Raw genomic sequence first — 18,108 nt, 5'->3', positions numbered from 1 at the left:
GTGCCATGAAAGTGACAAATATTCCGTTTATGGCAATGCGTAAAATCGTCGCTGTTTTTTCGCTCACGCTGATCATTATCTCTCTTGGGTCTTTGGCGACGAAGGGGTTGCAGTTCGGTCTTGATTTTACGGGCGGGACCTTGATTGAGGTGGCTTACGAAGAAGCGCCAAAATTAGACGATGTTCGTGATGTGCTGGGCGCCAATGGCTATTCCGATGTCGTGGTACAAAACTTTGGTTCACCGACAGACGTTGTTGTGCGAATGGCTAACGCGTACACCCCGACGCTGGGTGATGAAGTGTTATCTACTTTGCAGAATCATGGTGAAACAACGGTCTCGCTTCAGCGTTCTGAGTTTGTGGGCGCTCAAGTAGGGGAAGAGTTGCGTGAACAGGGTGGGTTGGGCATGTTACTTGCCTTGGCTATTGTGATGATTTACGTGGCGGTACGTTTCCAGTTTAAGTTCTCTTTGGCGTCTGTTGCGGCGTTGATTCACGACGTTATTATCACATTAGGTTTCTTTTCTATCTTTGAAGTGGAATTTGACTTAACGGTGCTGGCGGCGTTGCTTGCTGTAGTGGGTTACTCGCTTAACGATACCATTGTTGTGTGTGATCGGATCCGCGAGAATTTCCGGATTATGCGCGATACTGAGCCGTACGATTTGGTTAATGAGTCTATCAATCAAACACTGGGCCGTACCTTGATCACCTCTTTGACAACCTTGTTTGTGTTGGTGGTTTTGTTTGTGGCTGGCGGTGAGGCTATTCATAACTTCTCTATGGCTTTGCTTGTGGGTATTGTGATTGGTACGTATTCTTCTATTTTTGTTGCGGCAAATTTATTGCTGGCAATGGATGTAAAGAAAGAAGATTTGATTCCAGCGCCTAAAGAAGAGTTAGAAGACGATTTGCCTTAATTTGGCAGCTCGTATTTGATGAACAACAAAAAAAGCCTGCTTTGAAGCAGGCTTTTTTTGTTGTTGGGTGCTTTGTTTTGTCTATTTTAAAAACGACAAGTTGCTTTATTTGTCGGCTATTTTGCCGAAGTGCATGCCCATTTGAGTGGGGGTTTCGGCTTGCAGGGAGTCTTCCCAATGAATGGCGTCTTTGCCAAATAAAACGATAGCGGTGGAGCCAAGCTTAAAGCGGCCCATTTCTTCGCCTTTTTTAATCTCGATGTTACTCAGTTGATCATAATCCCACGTCACAACGTTTTTATTAAATGGTGTGACTTGACCTGCCCACACGGTTTCGATGCTGGCCACAATCATGGCGCCAACCAGGATCACTGCCATAGGGCCAGCTTCTGTTTCAAACAGGCATACAGTACGTTCATTGCGGGCGAAAACGTTAGGAATTTGTTCGGCAGTGACTTTGTTTACCGAGAAAAGCTTCCCAGGGATGTGGATCATCTTGGTCAGTTTGCCAGTCAATGGCATGTGAACACGATGATAGTCTTTTGGTGAAAGATACACTGTGGCGAAAGATCCACCGAGAAATTGGTTAGATAAAGAGGCGTCGCCACCAAGTAGGCTGGTTAGGCTGTAATGGTGACCTTTTGCTTGAAATAATGTGCCATGTTCAATCTTGCCTAGCTGGCTGATTGCGCCATCTGCAGGGCAGGCAATGCCATTTTCTTCAGGGCAGATAGGGCGTAATTCAGGTCGAATGGCACGAGTGAAAAAGTCGTTGAAATTGCGATAAGAGAGCGCATCGCTGTTTACCGCTTCGGACATATCTACTTGGTATTTCTTGACGAATTGGCTGATGAAGATGTTTTTCACCCAGGTGTTTTCACACTCTGCAATTTTGCCGACGCTTCTTGACAGTAGTTTTTGTGGGGTGATGTGTTGTGCAAATGCAAAAAGTTGATCTTTAGTCACGCTGTTTGTCCTGATGTAAATAAAGTGGTTAAAAAGAATGTCATGTTGTGCGATGGCTTATTAAAGACACTATTTGTTTTAGCTTGCTGTAATCTTTGTCGCTAAATTCGGTTCGTGTTTCTAGCCAAAATATTGCCATTTCTCTTTCTGATGTCGGTGTTGACGCGAGAATGAGGTGGCTATTGGTATCGATTATTTGATCTGAAGTGTGCGGTAAATCTTTTACTAACCCATTGAGTTTTTTACCAGAAAGATGGACGGCGGATCGGGCGTTGGTGAGTTTATTAAAGACGCTAGAGGGCGCGTTCCATTTGATCTTCTTAATCGTGTCGGCATGGTATCCGAATTGATACAGAGGTGTTGTTTTCTGGTTGACGGTTTTGAAAATGATGCAGTGTTGCGCGTTTGGAATGGCTTGCTTTATTGTCTGAAGAGCCAAATTTGTTTTTTGTTTTGTATCATAAATATCGTGTTTTCCTAGTGCTTTTTTAAGCTGAGCAATAGGGGAGATTTTGTCTGATTTCGGCTTCGGTGCTTTTTTTCCTGTATATAGGTACGGGTCAAGCAATTGTAAGGCCAGTGGGATCGTTCCTTTGGTATTAAACAGCGTTGCGGCTTCGACACTGGCGCGGTGTGTGGTTTGGATTATGTCGCCAATGTGTCGATGCATGACGGTTGCGATGACCCGATAGAAAAAAGGCAGGTTTTTAGAATCCCATCCCATTAGGCTGACTTCGTGCGCCACTTTATTTGCACAGAAAGAGAAAATAAGCGGGTTATTAATGAGTATGGTCAGTCTTTTGTCCTCTGGGAAATGCGGCAGTTCATCAGGGTGATGTGCAAGGTGTGCCAAGGTTTGCAGTTCTTTGGATGTTGGTATGTGTTTAGTTAGGAATGACTCCATGACCTTGCTTGGTGTATGCCAGTGCTTGCATAAATGAACGGTCAGCTCATCAATTCGACAGCCGAGTATGCTGAGTTCTGCTTGGCCCGGTTTTTCGCCTTGGCTGATTTTTTGTTTTAGCTCGACCATGGTTGGGTAGGCGTAAAACCACAGTAACCATCGTGCGGCATCTCGAAACAGGGTGATCCAGAAAATATCGTCTTCATGGCTGGTCAGTTTTTCGATGGACCAGTGTCTTGCAATGGTTGCTGCTTCGTAGCTGGTTTGTATTTCATGTAAAAAAGCGACGATATGAGGAGGCGTGTGTCTGGATTGTGTGCTGTAAGACTCAAAGCGTGAAAACAGTTTCCCAATGCCGTTCATGCCCACCATGGCTGCTGCGTGAAAAGGGGTGTTGATTTCGTTGTCTTTGTTCGGAGTGACTCTGTTTGCTTCATTCAGTATGGCAAACGCGAGCAAAGGATCTGAGGCGATATTACTTTGCATGTCATCAAGCGTGTCTTCTGTTCTTGAAATTTGCGCCTTAAGACGAGTTAGATTTACCGCTTTTACGGGAAATTTTTTATTTTGTAAGAAATGTAGCCATTCATTTAGGCCAGATGGTGACTTGTCTTTCATAGCTGGTTACATTGATGGCTCGTAGTAAGTGACTAATTAAATGCTCTTATATTTCTGATCTCATTAATCATACTGTATATTGAGGTAAGAGCATACTTTGTCAGTATTAAGGAAGGTAATATGTTTGCATTAGCGGGTTTGCTAGTGGTTATCGTCAGTGTTGTTTCAGGCTATTTAGCGTCTCACGGTAATATGCTGGCGTTATGGCAACCATTCGAAGTGCTCATTATTTGTGGCGCTGCATTGGGCGCATTTATGGTGGCAAATCCTTTTGTGGTACAGAAAAAAGTGCTGACGATGTTGCCGCAAGTTTTTTCTGGCAGCCGTCACAATAAAGCGTTTTATTTGCAGTTGTTGGGCTTGATGTATTGTCTTTTTCAAAAAAGCCGACAGCAGGGTTTCTTATCAATAGAAGAAGACATTGAATCGCCGATGACAAGTGAGTTATTTGGTCGTTTTCCAGATGTCATTCGTGACCATGAGGTGGTGAACTTTTTAACCGATAATTATCGTATTTTCACGTTAACGGGTTTGCCTGCCTATGAGATTGAGGCCATCATGGACAATGAAATAGAACAAATACAAGAGGAATTGGTTGCTCCGAGCCATGCGTTGACTCGTGTGGCTGAGGCTCTTCCCGGCTTTGGTATTGTTGCGGCCGTATTGGGGATTGTGATCACAATGGGATCGATTGGTGGGCCACTGGAAGAAATTGGTGCTCATGTTGCGGCGGCTTTGGTAGGGACGTTTTTAGGTATCTTTTTTGGTTATGGCTTTGTTGGGCCAGCGGCTTCTCATTTAGAAAGTTTGGGGGCGCACGAATTAAAGGCGTATTTGTGTATTAAGGCGTGCTTGAATTCGATTGTGTCTGGGTATGCGCCGCCTGTTGCTGTGGAAACGGGTCGCAAATTATTGCCACCTGAAATGAGACCGAGCTTTATTGAGCTGTCTGATGGTCTTAAGCAGTATCGCTAATGTGGATGTTCGCCAAGAAAAAGGAGAGTAGGTCATGGCTCTAGGTACAAATGGCTTGGTCATTCGCAGAGTCAAAAAAATTAAGAAAGGCGGACATCACGGCGGAGCGTGGAAAATTGCGCTTGCTGACTTTGCTTTGGCGATGATGGCGTTGTTTTTGGTGCTGTGGTTGCTGAGCGTGGCTTCCCCTGAAGAGCTTGCTAGCATTGAAGGTTATTTTCATGATCCGATGGGGCCTTCGACGGCGGGCTTTAGTGCTAACCCTATCGATCTTGGTGGCAGTCCAGCCAAAAGTCCCGAGAAAAAACTGGATTTGCAGTTGCCCGATCCCGGCAGTACGGATTTGCCGATGAAGGATGAGTTGTTGGGTAATGGGCCAGATTCAGCTGAATCAAACAGTTTGAATAATATGTTGCAAGAGGCAATGAGCAATACGAACGTTTTGCTTTCTCAGCAGCAAAATTTGCGCATTGAAATCACCCCTCTTGGTGTCCGTATTACCTTGCTGGATAATCCAGACAAGCCTATGTTTGAGCGTGGCAGTGCGCGTATGATGCCGGATATAGAAAATACGTTGCTGACAATGTCACCTATATTTAATCGGATTACTAATCCAATTGTTATTACCGGGCATACTGACTCATCTAAATTTAGTGGTGATAGATTGGATAATTGGGATTTGTCTGCGCTACGAGCTAATGCGGCGCGCCGGATCTTGGAAGAGGGTGGTGTGGCTGATAAGCGATTCGCTCAAGTTATCGGGCTATCTGATACGATTCCATACAATCGATTTGATACAGACAGCGCCGAAAACCGCCGTATTAGTATTACGTTGTTGACGGATGAAGCGTATCGAAAATTGCTGGATCAGAATCGTCGTTTTTTCGGTAATCCTGCCCAGCAATCAGATTTAAAGCTTACCCCTGAAACGGTGTTCTAAAATGCTTGGTTTTCTCTAATAGAGTGTTTGATTCTTAAAAAGCTTTGGAACCGGTGTTCGGTTATTTCGCCTTTTTCCAGTGCGTCTAGAATAGCGCACCCCGGTTCTTTTTCGTGTGCGCAATCACGAAAACGGCAATAACCAATGTGCGGTCGGAATTCAATAAAGCCATTTAGCAGTTCGTCTTCTGAAATATGCCACAATCCGAATTCACGAATCCCGGGGGAATCAATGAGGTCTCCGCCCTTAGGCATGTGAAATAGTCTGGCTGTCGTGGTGGTGTGTACGCCTTTTTTGCGTTTCTGAGAAAGCTCTCCCACACTGATGTCGATGCCAGGTAGCAGCGTTCCGATCAAGGACGATTTTCCTACACCCGATTGACCAACAAAAACACTCGTTTTGTCTTGTAAGAAATTATAGAGCGCTTCCATTCCTGCTTGGTTTTTGATCGAAGTTCTAATGATGTTGTAGTTTAAGTCTTCGTAGGTTTTAAGTAGCTCATTTAGATCAGCTTGGTTTGTTTCGTCTATTAGGTCGCATTTATTAAGCAATATGACGGGGGGGATGCCCACGGTTTCGGCCGCCACTAAATAGCGGTCAATGAGGTTGGCATGAGCTACGGGCTCAGCTGCAATTACCACGACAATATGATCGATATTGGCAGCGACAGGTTTTAAGCGGCCGTGCATGTCTGGCCTAGACAGTGACGTGTGCCTAGGTGTGGTAGCGACAACAACGCCACCTTCATTTTGTTTTGGGCGCCAGACCACTTTGTCGCCAGTAACCAGTTGGCCCAAATTGGCGCGTAAGTTACAGCGCGTAGAAATGCCGATAAAGGGCTCTTGGGTGCCTTCTACTTCTACTTGGGTGCCAAAATGCGAGATGATGATGCCTTCCGTTTCAGAGCCAAGATCCGAGGATTGGAGTAGCTCTTCGGCAATATCACCGCGTTTCTGAGTGCGTTCTACACGCTCTTTTTGAATTCTTTCAATTCGCCACGTTTGTTGCTTGGTAAGTTTTCGCTTCGACATTAGATTCGTCTGGTCATATAGTAAGGCGCATAGAGTATAATGCTTGGCATTGATAATAAAGGACTTGGAAGATTATGAGTGTAAATGACGAAAATTTAATATGGATTGACCTTGAAATGACGGGGTTGGAGCCTGACACGGACACAATTATTGAAATTGCTACTGTGGTAACAGACAAGCATTTAAATGTCTTAGCGAAAGGCCCGAATTTGGCGATTCATCAGGAAAAATCCGTGATGGATGCCATGGATGAATGGTGTACGCAGCATCATGGTGATTCAGGGCTGACGGCGAGAGTCTTGTCTTCGACCATCAGTATGGCGCAAGCGGAAGAAGAAACTATCAAGTTTTTATCTCAATACGTGTCTGCAGGGAAGTCACCAATTTGTGGTAACAGTGTGGGTCAAGATCGTCGTTTCTTGTATCGCTATATGCCCCAATTGGAAGCGTTTTTCCATTATCGTTATTTGGATGTAAGTACGATTAAAGAGCTGGCAAGGCGCTGGAAACCAGAAGCGTTAGAAGGCTTTAGTAAATCAGGTTCTCACTTGGCGCTGGACGATATTTTAGAGTCTATTGGAGAGCTGCAGCACTATCGTCGCACCATGTTTGGCTTGTGCGATAACGTTTAGGTAAACGTTTTTCTCGTTATAATTACAGCCCCCCCCCCCCAACGAGGGGGGCTTGTTAGTTTAGGGCGCTAACGCCATCCCAGATGAGTTTGATGCCGGTTAAGAAAAGAAAGCAGTACATGTATTTGAAAAAGAGTGTTGTGGGTAGCTTGTAATGTAGCCAAGCGCCAAGTTGAACCCCGATAAATGCTACGGGTATAAAACAAAGAGACAGCAAAATATTGGTGCTGTTGAGTTGTCCTAACAGGCCGTACGGAATCAATTTTACATAATTAATGGCGGTAAATATGACCGCTGCGGTTGCTACGTATTGTGTTTTGTCGAGATTCGCTCTCAGCAAATAGACGCTCATAGGTGGGCCGCCTGCGTGAGCGATGAAGCTGGTAAATCCGCCGAGTGCGCACCATAGCTTTCCTGCGAGTGCGTGCAGTGGTGCTGACTGAGCGGTTTTGTTTTTTCTTGGCCATGAGTTCAGTGTAAATCCGACGGCAATAATGCCTACCATGATTTTAAGCCAATCCACTGAAAACCATGATGCCGTTAAACCTCCTACCACTACTCCGGCAATGGCTGCGGGTATGCATTTGATGAGTTGTTCTGTGTTCCACTTTTTCCAGAATTTTTGCACGGTAAAAATGTCCATGATGCATAAAATAGGCAGCATGATGGCGGCGGCCGTAGTGGGCGATGTTTGTAGTGATATTAGTGGTACGGCAATGATGCCGAAGGCGCCTGAAAAACCGCCTTTGGAAATCCCTGTTATGAAAACAGCGATGGCGATAAGTGAGATAAGCAGCCAATCCATAGATAGCCTCTGGTTTAACGGTTGTTTTTATTGATTGGTTTGAATTATGGCGGATTGCGGCTTGTTTCAAAAGGCTTCTGCATTAGAATAATGAGATAAATTCATTGGTGGTTGGTGTTTATTTTTATTTGAAATAAACGATATGAAGGGTTAGAGCGTAATGCAAATAGAAAAAGATGTGTATGGTGAAGAGGCGATGGAAGCATTGGGTGGTGCGCTTTCGTCTGCATTGTTGGGTGGTGGGGTTGTGTACCTAGAAGGGGATCTTGGTATGGGTAAAACTACCTTGGTTCGCGGTGTTTTGCACGGGCTTGGTCATACTGGTCCGGTAAAAAGTCCGACCTATACACTGGTTGAACCCTATGAGATGGCAGCATTAGAAGTGTATCACTTTGATTTATATCGTGTAGCGGATGCAGAAGAGTTGGAGTTTATGGGGATTCGTGATTATTTCACTGACGATAGTCTGTGTCTTATTGAATGGGCTGAAATGGGGCGTGCGATTTTGCCTGAGGCGGATTTGATTGTTTCGTTGTCTTTGATTAAGCAGGGACGTCATGTTGTGATTGAGGCGGGTTCGAAAAAGGGTTTGGCGGCTTTGTCATTGCTTAATGGGTGATAACACCTTGATGTATAGACTTCTTTACCATAAGTAAGATTGAGATCCATTTGATCAGCAGTTATAGTGTGTCAGATATACTAGCTAGCTGTCTGATATGCATACTAAATTTCATACTTTTATATTCGTTTTATTTCATTTTGTTGTGTCTGTGGTGGCGGTTAACGCGTTCGCTGCAGACGTTCGAGATATTCGTGTTGCCCAGCAAGAGGGGGTGACACGTTTGGTTTTTGAACTTTCTGATGCGTCCGAGCACCGTATATTCCCACTTTCTAATCCTGAGCGTATTGTTCTTGATATTAGTGGTGTTGATCTGAACAACTCTGTCGTAAATGGTCTGTCAGCGCTGTCTTCCGATGTGTTAATGCGTGTGCGTTACGCGAAGCGAGAGAATGGTGTTCGTTTTGTTTTGGATTTGGCGCAGAAGGCTAAGGCTAAAAGCACTGTTTTGGCTGCGAATGGAACCTACGGCCCAAGAATACTGGTTGAGCTTGAGTACGGTGTGCAGAAGCCTGTTACGGTTGTGAAAAGCTTAGCGAACTTGTCTAAGGAGAAGCGCGATATTGTTATTGCGATCGATCCTGGGCATGGTGGAAAAGATCCGGGGGCGTTGGGGCAGTACAGTGTCAGAGAGAAAGACGTTGTTTTGTCCATCGGTAAAGAGTTGGCCAGTCGGATTAATGCGGTTGATGGCTTTAAGGCGGTCCTTACTCGTTCTACAGACACTTTTCTTCAGTTGAGGGATCGTTCCCGTGTGGCGCGTGAAGCGAATGCGGATTTGATGATCTCAATTCATGCGGATGCGTTTACGAAATCGAGCGCGCGCGGGGCTTCTGTTTGGGCGTTGTCATTGAGTGGGAAGAGTTCAGAAATGGGGCGTTGGTTGGCTCAGCAAGAGAACTCGGCCGATTTGGTGGGTGGCATATCCTTGGATGATAAGGATCAGCTGTTGGCTGAAGTGCTTTTGGATATGTCGATGAACTCGACGATTCAGATGAGTCTGAATATTGGTAAAAGTGTTTTAGGTGAGATGAAAGGTGTGGCGGTTTTGCACAAAGACAGCGTGCAGCAAGCCGGTTTTGTCGTTCTTAAATCGCCTGATATACCATCTATCTTAATTGAAACGGGGTTTGTTTCGAATAAGACAGAAGCAAAAAATCTTTCTAGCCGTACTTATCGGGTGAAGTTGGCTGAGTCCATTTCGAAAGGTGTGATCGAGTATTTTACTAGAAATGCACCGGACGGGACGTTGGTTGCTTGGAAGCAAAAGAAACATTCGGATTACGTATACATTGTAAATAAGGGCGACACCTTGTCTGAAATCGCTCGACGTAATCAGGTCTCCTTACCGGTTTTAAGGCAAGCGAACAATTTGAGTAATGATGTTATTTGGATTGGTCAGAAGCTTGTTATTCCTGCCGGCTAGAATTCAGCGTTAGTCTTTAGCCCTTTATTTTAAGGGCGCATATATTAAAGGTCATTCATGCAAAGAATACATCTTTTGTCACCGCGATTAGCAAACCAGATTGCCGCCGGTGAGGTGGTTGAACGTCCTGCATCTGTCGTGAAAGAGTTGTTGGAAAACAGCTTGGATGCCGGAGCCTCGCAGCTCGACATTGACGTTGAGCAAGGTGGCGTTAGGCGAATAAAGATTCGTGATAATGGTACTGGGATTGTTAAAGAAGATTTGTCATTGGCGCTAAGTCGACATGCGACCAGTAAAATCATCACATTAGATGATCTTGAGGCTGTGCGTACTTTGGGGTTTCGTGGTGAAGCCTTGGCGAGTATTAGTTCTGTTTCACGGATGCACCTTACGTCGCAGGCAGAAAACGAAGTAGAGGCATGGCGTGTTGAGGCAGAAGGGAAAGATATGGCGACGGCCATTCGCCCAGCATCGCATCCGCAGGGAACGACCATAGATGTAAGAGATTTGTTTTTCAACACGCCAGCGCGACGAAAATTCCTTCGAACCGAAAAAACCGAATTCGCCCATCTTGAAGAGGTGGTGAAGCGTTTGGCGCTCAGTCGCTACGAGACGGGTTTCAGGTTGAGTCATAATGGCAAGCAGGTGTATGACCTTCGTCCAGTGACCGACCAATTGCACGCGGAACATCGGCTGGCGACCTTGTTGGGTAAAAAGTTTATTGAAAACTCACTGACGCTGGATGTGGAGGCGGCAGGTCTTCGTTTGTGGGGGTGGATTGGGTTGCCAACCTTTTCTCGCTCTCAGGCCGATTTGCAGTATTTTTTCGTGAATGGGCGAGTTGTGAAGGATAAGTTGGTGGCTCACGCTGTTCGTCAAGCTTATCGCGATGTTTTATACAATGGCCGCCATCCGACTTTTGTTTTGTATCTTGAACTGGACCCTTCTACTGTTGATGTTAACGTCCATCCGACCAAACATGAAGTTCGTTTTCGTGATGGGCGATTGGTTCATGATTTCCTGTTTAGTCGAATTCATAAGGCCATTGCTGATGTGCGTCCTGAATCGGATGGAGCGCCAACGGGTATGCAAGACGTTGCTGCTAGTGAGCCTTCTTCATACGGGTCAAGTATGACAGAGCAATCTGCTTTGCAGTTATCGAATCGTCCTGCGGCTTCTGGTATGGAGTGGATGCAATCGAATTCTCCTTCGAGCTCTTTGGGTGCGTCAGAGGTGCGTGGTCAGCTAGATGGTATGCGTCGTCTGTCGGGTTTTGCTCAAGATTATGCGTCTAAAACAGAAGAGATTGATCCTGACACGGGTGAAATTAGAGAGGTTTCACCTCCGAGTTCATTGGGAGGGACCGAAAATCCATTTGCGCGATCGGATGGCGATTATCAAGCAGTGCCGCCTTTGGGGTTTGCGGTAGCGCAATTGCATGGTGTCTATATTCTGTCTGAAAGTGAGCAGGGTTTAATACTGGTAGACATGCATGCGGCTCATGAGCGTATTGTGTATGAGCGGATGAAAACGGCGTTTTATCAAAAAAATATTGCGTCTCAGCCTTTGTTGGTGCCGATTAACGTTTCTGTCTCACAAAGTGAGGCGGATCTTGTTGAAGAAAGCGGTGATGTTTTTGAGACGTTCGGATTTCGTGTGGAAAGGACAGGCTTAGAAAGTGTGATGGTTCGTGAGGTTCCTATTATACTGATTCGTGGGGATGTTGAAGGTCTGGTTCGTGACGTTATTAGTGACTTATCAACAAATGGCGTGTCCGACTTAATGGAGTCGAGAGCGAATGAGCTTATGGCTTCTATGGCGTGTCATGGTGCGGTGAGAGCCAATCGCAAACTGACCATTGCTGAGATGAATAGCCTTCTTCGTGATATGGAAGTGACCGAGCGCAGTGGGCAGTGTAATCATGGTCGGCCTACTTGGGCGCATTTAAGTATGTCAGACCTAGATAAACTATTCTTAAGAGGGCGTTGAGGCATGACGAAACCACATGTTGTTTGTTTAATGGGGCCTACGGCTTCGGGGAAAACAGGGTTGGCTGTTGAGCTTGTGCAGCGCCATAATTTTGAAATTATTAGTGTGGACTCCGCTTTAGTTTATAAGGGTATGAACATTGGTACGGCTAAACCTGATGCGCAGTTGCTTGCTAAAGCACCTCATCGACTGATCGATATTATTGACCCTTTGGAGTCGTATTCGGCTGCGGATTTTGTCTTGGATGCGGTTGAGCAATCGCAAGAGATTCTCGCTAAGGGGAAAACCCCCCTTTTAGTGGGTGGCACTATGATGTATTTCAATGCGTTACAGAAGGGGTTGGCTGAAATGCCTCAGGCTGACGCTGAGCTTCGGGCATTGATTGAGTCTGAGGCGGCTGAGAAGGGCTGGAATGCATTGCATGAGGAGTTGCAGAGGTTTGATCCCGATGCAGCGTCACGTATTCACCCTAATGATCCTCAGCGCCTTCAGCGTGCTATAGAGGTGTATCGTTTAACAGGAAAAACAATGACGCAGTATTGGGCTGAGCAAGACGCTGTTTCTCTGCCTTTCGATATGATCAATATGGCGGTGATGCCAAAGGAAAGAAGTGTCTTGCATGAGCGAATTGAGCAGCGTTTTTATGACATGATGGATCAGGGTTTTTTGGATGAGGTAGAAGGGTTGTATCGTCGTGGTGACTTGACTGCTGATATGCCTTCCATGCGTTGTGTTGGGTATCGACAGCTGTGGCAATATTTAGACGGTGTCGATTTGCTGGAAGATGCTATCTTTAAAGGTGTGGTTGCTTCTCGTCAATTGGCGAAAAGGCAACTTACTTGGTTGAGGGGATGGGACGATTTAATGATTTTTGATAGTTTGTCAAAAGATCTTGTGCCGGAGGCCTTGAATTACATAGAAAGCAGGATTATATAGGGGAAATAGATAAAAATTTGGTGTAGTATCTACAGTATTGTTTTATCAATATTTAATTTAATATTTTTTGCTTGTTTAAGGAGATCACCATGTCAAAAGGGCAATCATTACAAGACCCTTATCTGAATATTTTACGTAAAGAAAGAGTGCCAGTTTCTATCTTTCTTGTAAACGGAATTAAGCTTCAAGGTCAAATCGAATCATTCGATCAGTTTGTGATTCTATTGAAAAATACTGTTAGTCAGATGGTTTATAAACATGCCATTTCTACAGTTGTACCTTCCCGTACAATTCGCATCCCGTCTCCTGATCAGCCGGAAGATGACGCTGAATAGTTTGTCTGAATTGAGACGAACAGAGGAATACTAGATTGTTTTTTGAACGCCCTGATAGTGGTGAAATAGCGGTATTAGTTCATATAGATTTTAATGACCAGAGTGAATCTTATGGGCCTGAAGAATTTGTTGAGCTTGCTATTTCTGCTGGTGCGGATCCTGTAGCTGTGGTATCAGGGTCGCGTCAGCGTCCTGATGCTAGGTACTTTATCGGTACTGGCAAACTTGCAGAAATAAAAGACATTGTTGATCGAGAAGAAGCCCAAGTGGTTCTTTTCGATCACGCTTTGTCTCCCTCCCAAGAACGTAACTTAGAAAGTGTTTTGCAGTGTCGAGTATTGGATCGTACAGGTCTGATATTGGATATATTTGCACAGCGCGCTCGTACACACGAAGGTAAACTGCAAGTAGAGTTGGCTCAACTTCAGCATATGTCTACTCGACTAATCCGTGGTTGGACGCACTTAGAACGCCAAAAAGGCGGTATAGGTATGCGTGGCCCAGGTGAAACGCAGTTAGAGACGGACCGTCGTTTGCTTCGTGAACGAATTAAAGCTATTCAAAAACGATTGGCAAAAGTAGGATCTCAGCGAGATCAAAATCGTCGTTCTCGTGATAGATCTTCCGTCCCGACAGTGTCAATAGTTGGCTATACTAACGCAGGCAAGTCGACTCTATTCAATCGAGCGACTGGAGCGGAGGTGTACGCAGCGGATCAGTTGTTTGCAACGCTTGATCCAACATTGCGACGCTTAGATATTGAACAAGTTGGTTCAGTTGTTTTGGCGGATACAGTTGGTTTTATTCGTCAACTGCCACACCGATTGATTAAGGCATTTCAGGCTACATTAAAAGAATCTTCTGAAGCCGATTTGTTGTTGCATGTTGTTGATGCCGCTGATATTTCACGTGATGAGAATATGAAGCACGTGGATTCGGTGTTGGAAGAAATTGGAGCGAATGAGGTTCCAACTCTTAAAGTGTTCAATAAAATTGATGCATTGCCAACGTCGGAGCCTCGAATTGATCGTGATGCAGACGGGAACCCTTTGCGTGTTTGGTTGTCTGCTCGTGATGGTCAGGGAATTGATTTGCTTAAGCAGGCCATTGCTGAACTGTTGGCGGAAGATGTTTTTAATGAAACGCTTTGTTTATCAAATCAATATGGTCGTTTACGGGCCATGTTGTTTGAGCATGGGGCGGTTAAGTCGGAACACTTTGATGAAGTGGGGCGGTTTGTGCTCGATGTAAAGTTGCCTAAAAAAGATTATTTGCAGATTTTGGCTCGCGCAGGTATGTCTGAGGATCAGATTGAGGCTGTGTAGGCTGTCAGGATTATCATTAAAATAAAGTGGAGATGTAGTATGGCCTGGAATGAACCGGGTAATAACGACAATGACCCATGGAATCCAGATAAAAACCGTGAAAATGGTGCTGGACGCCCTGATGGGGGTCGTGAGAAAGAGACTAATAATGATCCGTGGGGGCGAAAAGCCGGCGGTCGTGATCAGAGTCCACCAGATTTGGATGAAGCCTTTCGTAAGTTGATGGACATGTTGGGAGTGAAAAAAGCTCGCAAGTCTGGCGGCTCGAATGGCGGTGATTCTAATTTGCCTAGCAAATTTGGTGGTGGTCTGATTGTTGTTATTTTATTGGCTTTGATTGCGCTTTGGGCGGCTACGGGCGTTTATCAGGTCGATCAGCAAGAGCGTGGTGTTGTGCTTCGCTTGGGCAAATACCATTCTACCGTGATGCCTGGTCTTCATTGGAATCCACCGATGATTGATACGGTTAGTAAGGTAAATGTTACTAAGGTTCGTTCTCATGATCACAAAGCGCTGATGTTGACAGTGGATGATGCGATTGTCGAGGTGGGTGTATCTGTACAATATTCTGTTCAAGATCCAAAAGATTTCTTGTTGAATGTTCGTAGCCCAGAGGAGTCTCTAGCTCAGGTTACAGAGAGTGCGCTTCGTCATGTTGTGGGCAGTTCTGAAATGGATCAGATTTTAACGGAAGGTCGTGAGTTGTTGGCGACAGAGGTTAAAGCGCGTATTCAGGATTACAGCAATGCCTACGGTACTGGCTTGCTGATTTCGAAAGTGAACGTTGAAAATACTCAAGCGCCGACTCAGGTTCAAGAGGCATTTGATGATGTTATTAAAGCGAAAGAGGATGAGTTGCGAGTGCGCAATGAGGCCGAATCTTACGCAAATGGCATTATTCCAGAAGCTCGCGGTCGTGCTCAGCGTATTAGAGAGGAAGCGGAAGCTTATCGTTCTGAGATTGTTGCTCGTGCCAGTGGTCAGGCGGATCGTTTTGATCGACTGTATCGTGAGTATACGAAAGCGCCAGACGTAACGCGTCGTCGTTTGTATATCGAGACGATGGAATCGGTTTATAAAGATGTGAATAAAGTTGTTGTTGATACGAAAGGTGGAAATAACATGATGTATTTGCCTTTAGATCAGCTGATGAAGCAACGAGCTGACTCGTCTAAAGGGGCTGGTGTTGTGAATTCTGGAAATATTGGGGCGTTGACTGATCAGGTTCTTGATGAGATTCGTAAGCGTCAAAGTGCAACCATCCGTAGAGAGGGCAGAAACTAATGAAAGGTTTTTCTTTTTCAGTTTTATTTGTTGTGCTTCTCGGTGCTTTGGTTGCCTCTCAGACACTTTTCGTTGTCAACGAAACAGAGCGTGCTGTGGTGCTTAAGTTTGGTGAGATTGTTCAGGATGATGTAAAGCCTGGTATTCATTTCAAGCTGCCAATTATGAATGAAGTTAAAGCGTTTGATGCTCGAATTTTAACCATGGATTCGCGTCCTCAGCGTTATTTAACGCTAGAGAAAAAAGCGGTTGTGGTTGATTCGTACGTTAAGTGGAAGATCGATTCTGTTGCAAAATTTTACCAGGCAACGTCTGGTGATGAGTTTGTAGCGAACCGTGTCTTATCTTCTCGTGTTGATACTGGACTGCGTAATAAGTTTGGTGAGCGTACGATGCATGAGGTGGTTTCTGGGGAGCGTGATCAGCTAATGACTGAGTTGCGTGACGACTTGAATAAAGTTGCTCAGAATGAACTTGGTATCTCTATCGTGGATATTCGAGTCAAGCGTATTGATCTACCGCCTGATGTAAGTGAATCTGTTTATCAGCGAATGAGAACAGAGCGTGAGCGTGAAGCGCGTGAGCATAGATCGAAAGGCTTGGAGCTGGCCGAAGGTATTCGTGCTGACGCTGACCGCCAGCAGGTTGTTCTAGAAGCAGAAGCGCAGCGAGACGCGGAGATGATTCGCGGTGATGGCGATGCAAAGGCAGCGGCGATTTACTCCAAAGTCTACAAGCAAGATCCTGAGTTCTACGAGTTCTACCGTAGCCTTCAGGCGTATCGTGAAAGCTTTAATGGAAGCAGCGATTTGTTTGTGCTTGAACCAGACAGTGAATTCTTCAAGTATTTGAACAGTTCTACAACTGGTAATGCTAAATAGAGTAGATAATCATCAATAATCGTACATGAGGCCTATTTGTTAAAATGGGAAACATGGTACTATTACGCAAACCGGGCCAGGCCCGGTTTTTTAATGGTCAAAATAAAGAGAATCTATGCAGGAATTGTTGCAGTCGCTGCTGGTTGGCGTCAGCCTTTTATTGATCGCAGAGGGAGTTTTGCCATTTCTTGTTCCAAATGTTTGGCGGGAAATTATGGTGAAAGCTATCGCTAGCTCGGATTTGAATTTGCGTATTCTGGGTGCGGTTAGTATGTTTCTTGGATTAATGCTTCTTTTGCTGACTCGAAGCTAAGAGGATAATTGAATGACATTAGCAGATCGCTGGTTACTTCCCGAAGGGGTTGATGAGGCGTTGCCTGAGCAGGCCGCTAAAATCGAGCACCTTAGAAGAACTCTGCTTAATCTCCATGAAAGTTGGGGATACCACTTAGTAATACCTCCTCTTTTAGAGTATTTAGACTCCCTTCTTACGGGAGCTGGCTCAGACCTAGAGATTGAAACATTCAAAGTTATTGACCAGTTATCAGGTCGACTCTTAGGTATTCGTGCCGATTTTACATCCCAAGTTGCTCGTATTGATGCTCATTGCCTTAAAGATGATGGCGTTCAACGTTTGAGTTATTGTGGCAGTGTTTTACGGACTATGCCTGCAGGTTTGGATGGTACCCGTAGCCCTATTCAGTTAGGTGCAGAAATTTATGGTCATGGTGGCGTTGAGAGTGATGTTGAGGTGTTGTCCTTGATGTTGCAAACGTTGTCCGCGGCCGGCTTGTCTAGTCTTGTTCTTGATCTTGGGCATGTTGATGTTGTGAGTGGTGTTCTTGCTGCGTGTGATCTAAATGCGGACCAAGAAGGTAAATTGATTGAGTTGTATAAGGCGAAAGACCTCCCAGAACTTGATCGTTACGTTGAAGAGCTTGCTTGTCTGACGGTCGCCCAAAGACAGTGGTTAGTTGGCTTACCCCGTTTGTGCGGTGGTAAGGAAGTATTGCAACAAGCAATGGAACTACTGGGCAATGTTAATGAATCTATCAGAGACGCGATTGTTTTATTGACGGAAATAAGCAGCAAGGTTGGCCAGCGTTTCCCTGGTGTTGGTTTGCACTTTGATCTGAGTGATTTGGTGTCTTATAGCTATCACACTGGTGTTGTTTTTGCGGCTTATGTTCCTGGTCACGGTAATGCGATTGCTCGTGGTGGGCGTTATAACAATATCGGGCAAGTGTTTGGTCGATCTCGTCCTGCAACTGGTTTTAGTACGGATGTGAAGGCTTTGGTGGCTTTGACTGATGTAACGGTTAATAAGCCAAAAACGGTTCTGTCGCCAGTTTGCTCAAGTGATGAGCTTTGGCAGAAGGCAAATTCCTTGCGTGCTGAGGGATATCGAGTGGTAGAGGTTTTGGATGACATTTACACTGGAGATGCTGATTTTAAGCTGGAATTTGTTGGTGAGACTTGGCAGTTGATGCCAGCTCAGAGCTAGACTTTTCTTTAAGAACTA

At 45.2% G+C, this 18,108-nt stretch carries 18 protein-coding genes; 14 read left to right on the top strand and 4 right to left on the bottom strand.

The features are described from left to right. The first annotated feature begins 5 nt into the window (after positions 1 to 5). Positions 6 to 920 carry a protein translocase subunit SecF gene (secF, locus tag AABA11_RS09630; RefSeq protein WP_338267372.1) on the top strand — a complete coding sequence of 305 codons (915 nt, stop codon included), beginning with the start codon at positions 6 to 8 and terminating at the stop codon, positions 918 to 920. 105 nt (positions 921 to 1,025) lie between these two features. On the opposite strand, the gene asd is transcribed toward secF, so the two are convergent. Together asd and AABA11_RS09620 are read right to left on the bottom strand one after the other, a co-directional pair. After that, positions 1,026 to 1,886: an archaetidylserine decarboxylase gene (gene asd / locus AABA11_RS09625; RefSeq protein ID WP_338267369.1), complete on the bottom strand. Its 861-nt coding sequence runs from the start codon at positions 1,884 to 1,886 to the stop codon at positions 1,026 to 1,028. A 40-nt stretch (positions 1,887 to 1,926) separates the two neighbouring features. Beyond that, the gene (locus tag AABA11_RS09620; RefSeq protein WP_338267367.1) at positions 1,927 to 3,408 is read right to left on the bottom strand and encodes an HDOD domain-containing protein; all 1,482 of its coding nucleotides are present in this window, start codon (positions 3,406 to 3,408) and stop codon (positions 1,927 to 1,929) included. Between the two features lie 120 nt (positions 3,409 to 3,528). On the opposite strand from AABA11_RS09620, the gene motA reads away from it, so the two are divergent. Both motA and AABA11_RS09610 read left to right on the top strand, forming a co-directional pair. Beyond that, positions 3,529 to 4,383: a flagellar motor stator protein MotA gene (gene motA, locus AABA11_RS09615; RefSeq protein WP_338267364.1), complete on the top strand. Its 855-nt coding sequence runs from the start codon at positions 3,529 to 3,531 to the stop codon at positions 4,381 to 4,383. Between the two features lie 34 nt (positions 4,384 to 4,417). Then, complete coding sequence (locus tag AABA11_RS09610) at positions 4,418 to 5,323, top strand: flagellar motor protein MotB (RefSeq protein WP_265728227.1); 906 nt, start codon at positions 4,418 to 4,420, stop codon at positions 5,321 to 5,323. Here AABA11_RS09610 and rsgA read toward each other — a convergent pair. Then, entirely contained in the window at positions 5,320 to 6,354 is a 1,035-nt protein-coding gene (gene rsgA / locus AABA11_RS09605; RefSeq protein WP_338267361.1) for a small ribosomal subunit biogenesis GTPase RsgA, read from the bottom strand. The genes AABA11_RS09610 and rsgA overlap by 4 nt on opposite strands. Positions 6,355 to 6,428: 74 nt before the next feature. On the opposite strand from rsgA, the gene orn reads away from it, so the two are divergent. Then, the gene (orn, locus tag AABA11_RS09600) at positions 6,429 to 6,986 is read left to right on the top strand and encodes an oligoribonuclease (RefSeq protein WP_338267360.1); all 558 of its coding nucleotides are present in this window, start codon (positions 6,429 to 6,431) and stop codon (positions 6,984 to 6,986) included. A gap of 55 nt (positions 6,987 to 7,041) precedes the next feature. On the opposite strand, the gene AABA11_RS09595 is transcribed toward orn, so the two are convergent. Beyond that, complete coding sequence (locus AABA11_RS09595; protein WP_338267358.1) at positions 7,042 to 7,791, bottom strand: sulfite exporter TauE/SafE family protein; 750 nt, start codon at positions 7,789 to 7,791, stop codon at positions 7,042 to 7,044. 160 nt (positions 7,792 to 7,951) lie between these two features. On the opposite strand from AABA11_RS09595, the gene tsaE reads away from it, so the two are divergent. The 10 genes from tsaE (at position 7,952) to AABA11_RS09545 (ending at position 18,090) form a co-directional block, all read left to right on the top strand. Next, positions 7,952 to 8,410, top strand: a complete 459-nt coding sequence (gene tsaE / locus AABA11_RS09590) for a tRNA (adenosine(37)-N6)-threonylcarbamoyltransferase complex ATPase subunit type 1 TsaE (protein ID WP_338267356.1) — start codon at positions 7,952 to 7,954, stop codon at positions 8,408 to 8,410. Positions 8,411 to 8,507: 97 nt separating this feature from the next. After that, complete coding sequence (locus AABA11_RS09585; RefSeq protein ID WP_265728224.1) at positions 8,508 to 9,836, top strand: N-acetylmuramoyl-L-alanine amidase; 1,329 nt, start codon at positions 8,508 to 8,510, stop codon at positions 9,834 to 9,836. A gap of 57 nt (positions 9,837 to 9,893) precedes the next feature. Next, complete coding sequence (gene mutL, locus AABA11_RS09580) at positions 9,894 to 11,825, top strand: DNA mismatch repair endonuclease MutL (protein ID WP_338267353.1); 1,932 nt, start codon at positions 9,894 to 9,896, stop codon at positions 11,823 to 11,825. Between the two features lie 3 nt (positions 11,826 to 11,828). After that, positions 11,829 to 12,761, top strand: coding sequence for a tRNA (adenosine(37)-N6)-dimethylallyltransferase MiaA (miaA, locus tag AABA11_RS09575; protein ID WP_338267351.1), 933 nt, complete (start codon positions 11,829 to 11,831; stop codon positions 12,759 to 12,761). A gap of 89 nt (positions 12,762 to 12,850) precedes the next feature. Continuing rightward, positions 12,851 to 13,096 carry an RNA chaperone Hfq gene (gene hfq, locus AABA11_RS09570; RefSeq protein WP_012070321.1) on the top strand — a complete coding sequence of 82 codons (246 nt, stop codon included), beginning with the start codon at positions 12,851 to 12,853 and terminating at the stop codon, positions 13,094 to 13,096. 35 nt (positions 13,097 to 13,131) lie between these two features. Next, a complete protein-coding gene (hflX, locus tag AABA11_RS09565; RefSeq protein WP_265728222.1) occupies positions 13,132 to 14,421 on the top strand; it encodes a ribosome rescue GTPase HflX in 1,290 nt (429 codons plus the stop codon). Between the two features lie 39 nt (positions 14,422 to 14,460). Further along, on the top strand, positions 14,461 to 15,705 hold the full coding sequence (hflK, locus tag AABA11_RS09560) for an FtsH protease activity modulator HflK (RefSeq protein WP_338267343.1): 1,245 nt from the start codon (positions 14,461 to 14,463) through the stop codon (positions 15,703 to 15,705). Beyond that, positions 15,705 to 16,586 (top strand): protease modulator HflC, encoded by an 882-nt coding sequence (hflC, locus tag AABA11_RS09555; protein WP_338267340.1) that lies wholly within the window; start codon positions 15,705 to 15,707, stop codon positions 16,584 to 16,586. The genes hflK and hflC overlap by 1 nt, the downstream gene beginning before the upstream one ends. 115 nt (positions 16,587 to 16,701) lie before the next feature. After that, entirely contained in the window at positions 16,702 to 16,899 is a 198-nt protein-coding gene (locus AABA11_RS09550) for a DUF2065 family protein (RefSeq protein WP_114411119.1), read from the top strand. A 12-nt stretch (positions 16,900 to 16,911) separates the two neighbouring features. Beyond that, positions 16,912 to 18,090, top strand: a complete 1,179-nt coding sequence (locus tag AABA11_RS09545; protein ID WP_338267336.1) for an ATP phosphoribosyltransferase regulatory subunit — start codon at positions 16,912 to 16,914, stop codon at positions 18,088 to 18,090. The last annotated feature ends 18 nt before the right edge of the window (positions 18,091 to 18,108 follow it).

The organism is Marinomonas pontica (genome assembly GCF_036322735.1).
In the GTDB taxonomy this organism is placed as follows: domain Bacteria; phylum Pseudomonadota; class Gammaproteobacteria; order Pseudomonadales; family Marinomonadaceae; genus Marinomonas; species Marinomonas pontica.
Note: the sequence above shows the minus strand (reverse complement) of the source record. Positions and strands in the feature narration are given on the sequence as shown.

Coding starts and splice junctions, on each gene's coding strand:
- AABA11_RS09595 (WP_338267358.1), bottom strand. CDS start 7,791: ATGGATTGGCTGCTTATCTCACTTATCGCCATCGCTGTTTTCATAACA.
- AABA11_RS09610 (WP_265728227.1), top strand. CDS start 4,418: ATGGCTCTAGGTACAAATGGCTTGGTCATTCGCAGAGTCAAAAAAATT.
- secF (WP_338267372.1), top strand. CDS start 6: ATGAAAGTGACAAATATTCCGTTTATGGCAATGCGTAAAATCGTCGCT.
- hfq (WP_012070321.1), top strand. CDS start 12,851: ATGTCAAAAGGGCAATCATTACAAGACCCTTATCTGAATATTTTACGT.
- miaA (WP_338267351.1), top strand. CDS start 11,829: ATGACGAAACCACATGTTGTTTGTTTAATGGGGCCTACGGCTTCGGGG.
- mutL (WP_338267353.1), top strand. CDS start 9,894: ATGCAAAGAATACATCTTTTGTCACCGCGATTAGCAAACCAGATTGCC.
- AABA11_RS09550 (WP_114411119.1), top strand. CDS start 16,702: ATGCAGGAATTGTTGCAGTCGCTGCTGGTTGGCGTCAGCCTTTTATTG.
- orn (WP_338267360.1), top strand. CDS start 6,429: ATGAGTGTAAATGACGAAAATTTAATATGGATTGACCTTGAAATGACG.
- hflC (WP_338267340.1), top strand. CDS start 15,705: ATGAAAGGTTTTTCTTTTTCAGTTTTATTTGTTGTGCTTCTCGGTGCT.
- motA (WP_338267364.1), top strand. CDS start 3,529: ATGTTTGCATTAGCGGGTTTGCTAGTGGTTATCGTCAGTGTTGTTTCA.
- tsaE (WP_338267356.1), top strand. CDS start 7,952: ATGCAAATAGAAAAAGATGTGTATGGTGAAGAGGCGATGGAAGCATTG.
- rsgA (WP_338267361.1), bottom strand. CDS start 6,354: ATGTCGAAGCGAAAACTTACCAAGCAACAAACGTGGCGAATTGAAAGA.
- hflK (WP_338267343.1), top strand. CDS start 14,461: ATGGCCTGGAATGAACCGGGTAATAACGACAATGACCCATGGAATCCA.
- AABA11_RS09620 (WP_338267367.1), bottom strand. CDS start 3,408: ATGAAAGACAAGTCACCATCTGGCCTAAATGAATGGCTACATTTCTTA.
- AABA11_RS09585 (WP_265728224.1), top strand. CDS start 8,508: ATGCATACTAAATTTCATACTTTTATATTCGTTTTATTTCATTTTGTT.
- AABA11_RS09545 (WP_338267336.1), top strand. CDS start 16,912: ATGACATTAGCAGATCGCTGGTTACTTCCCGAAGGGGTTGATGAGGCG.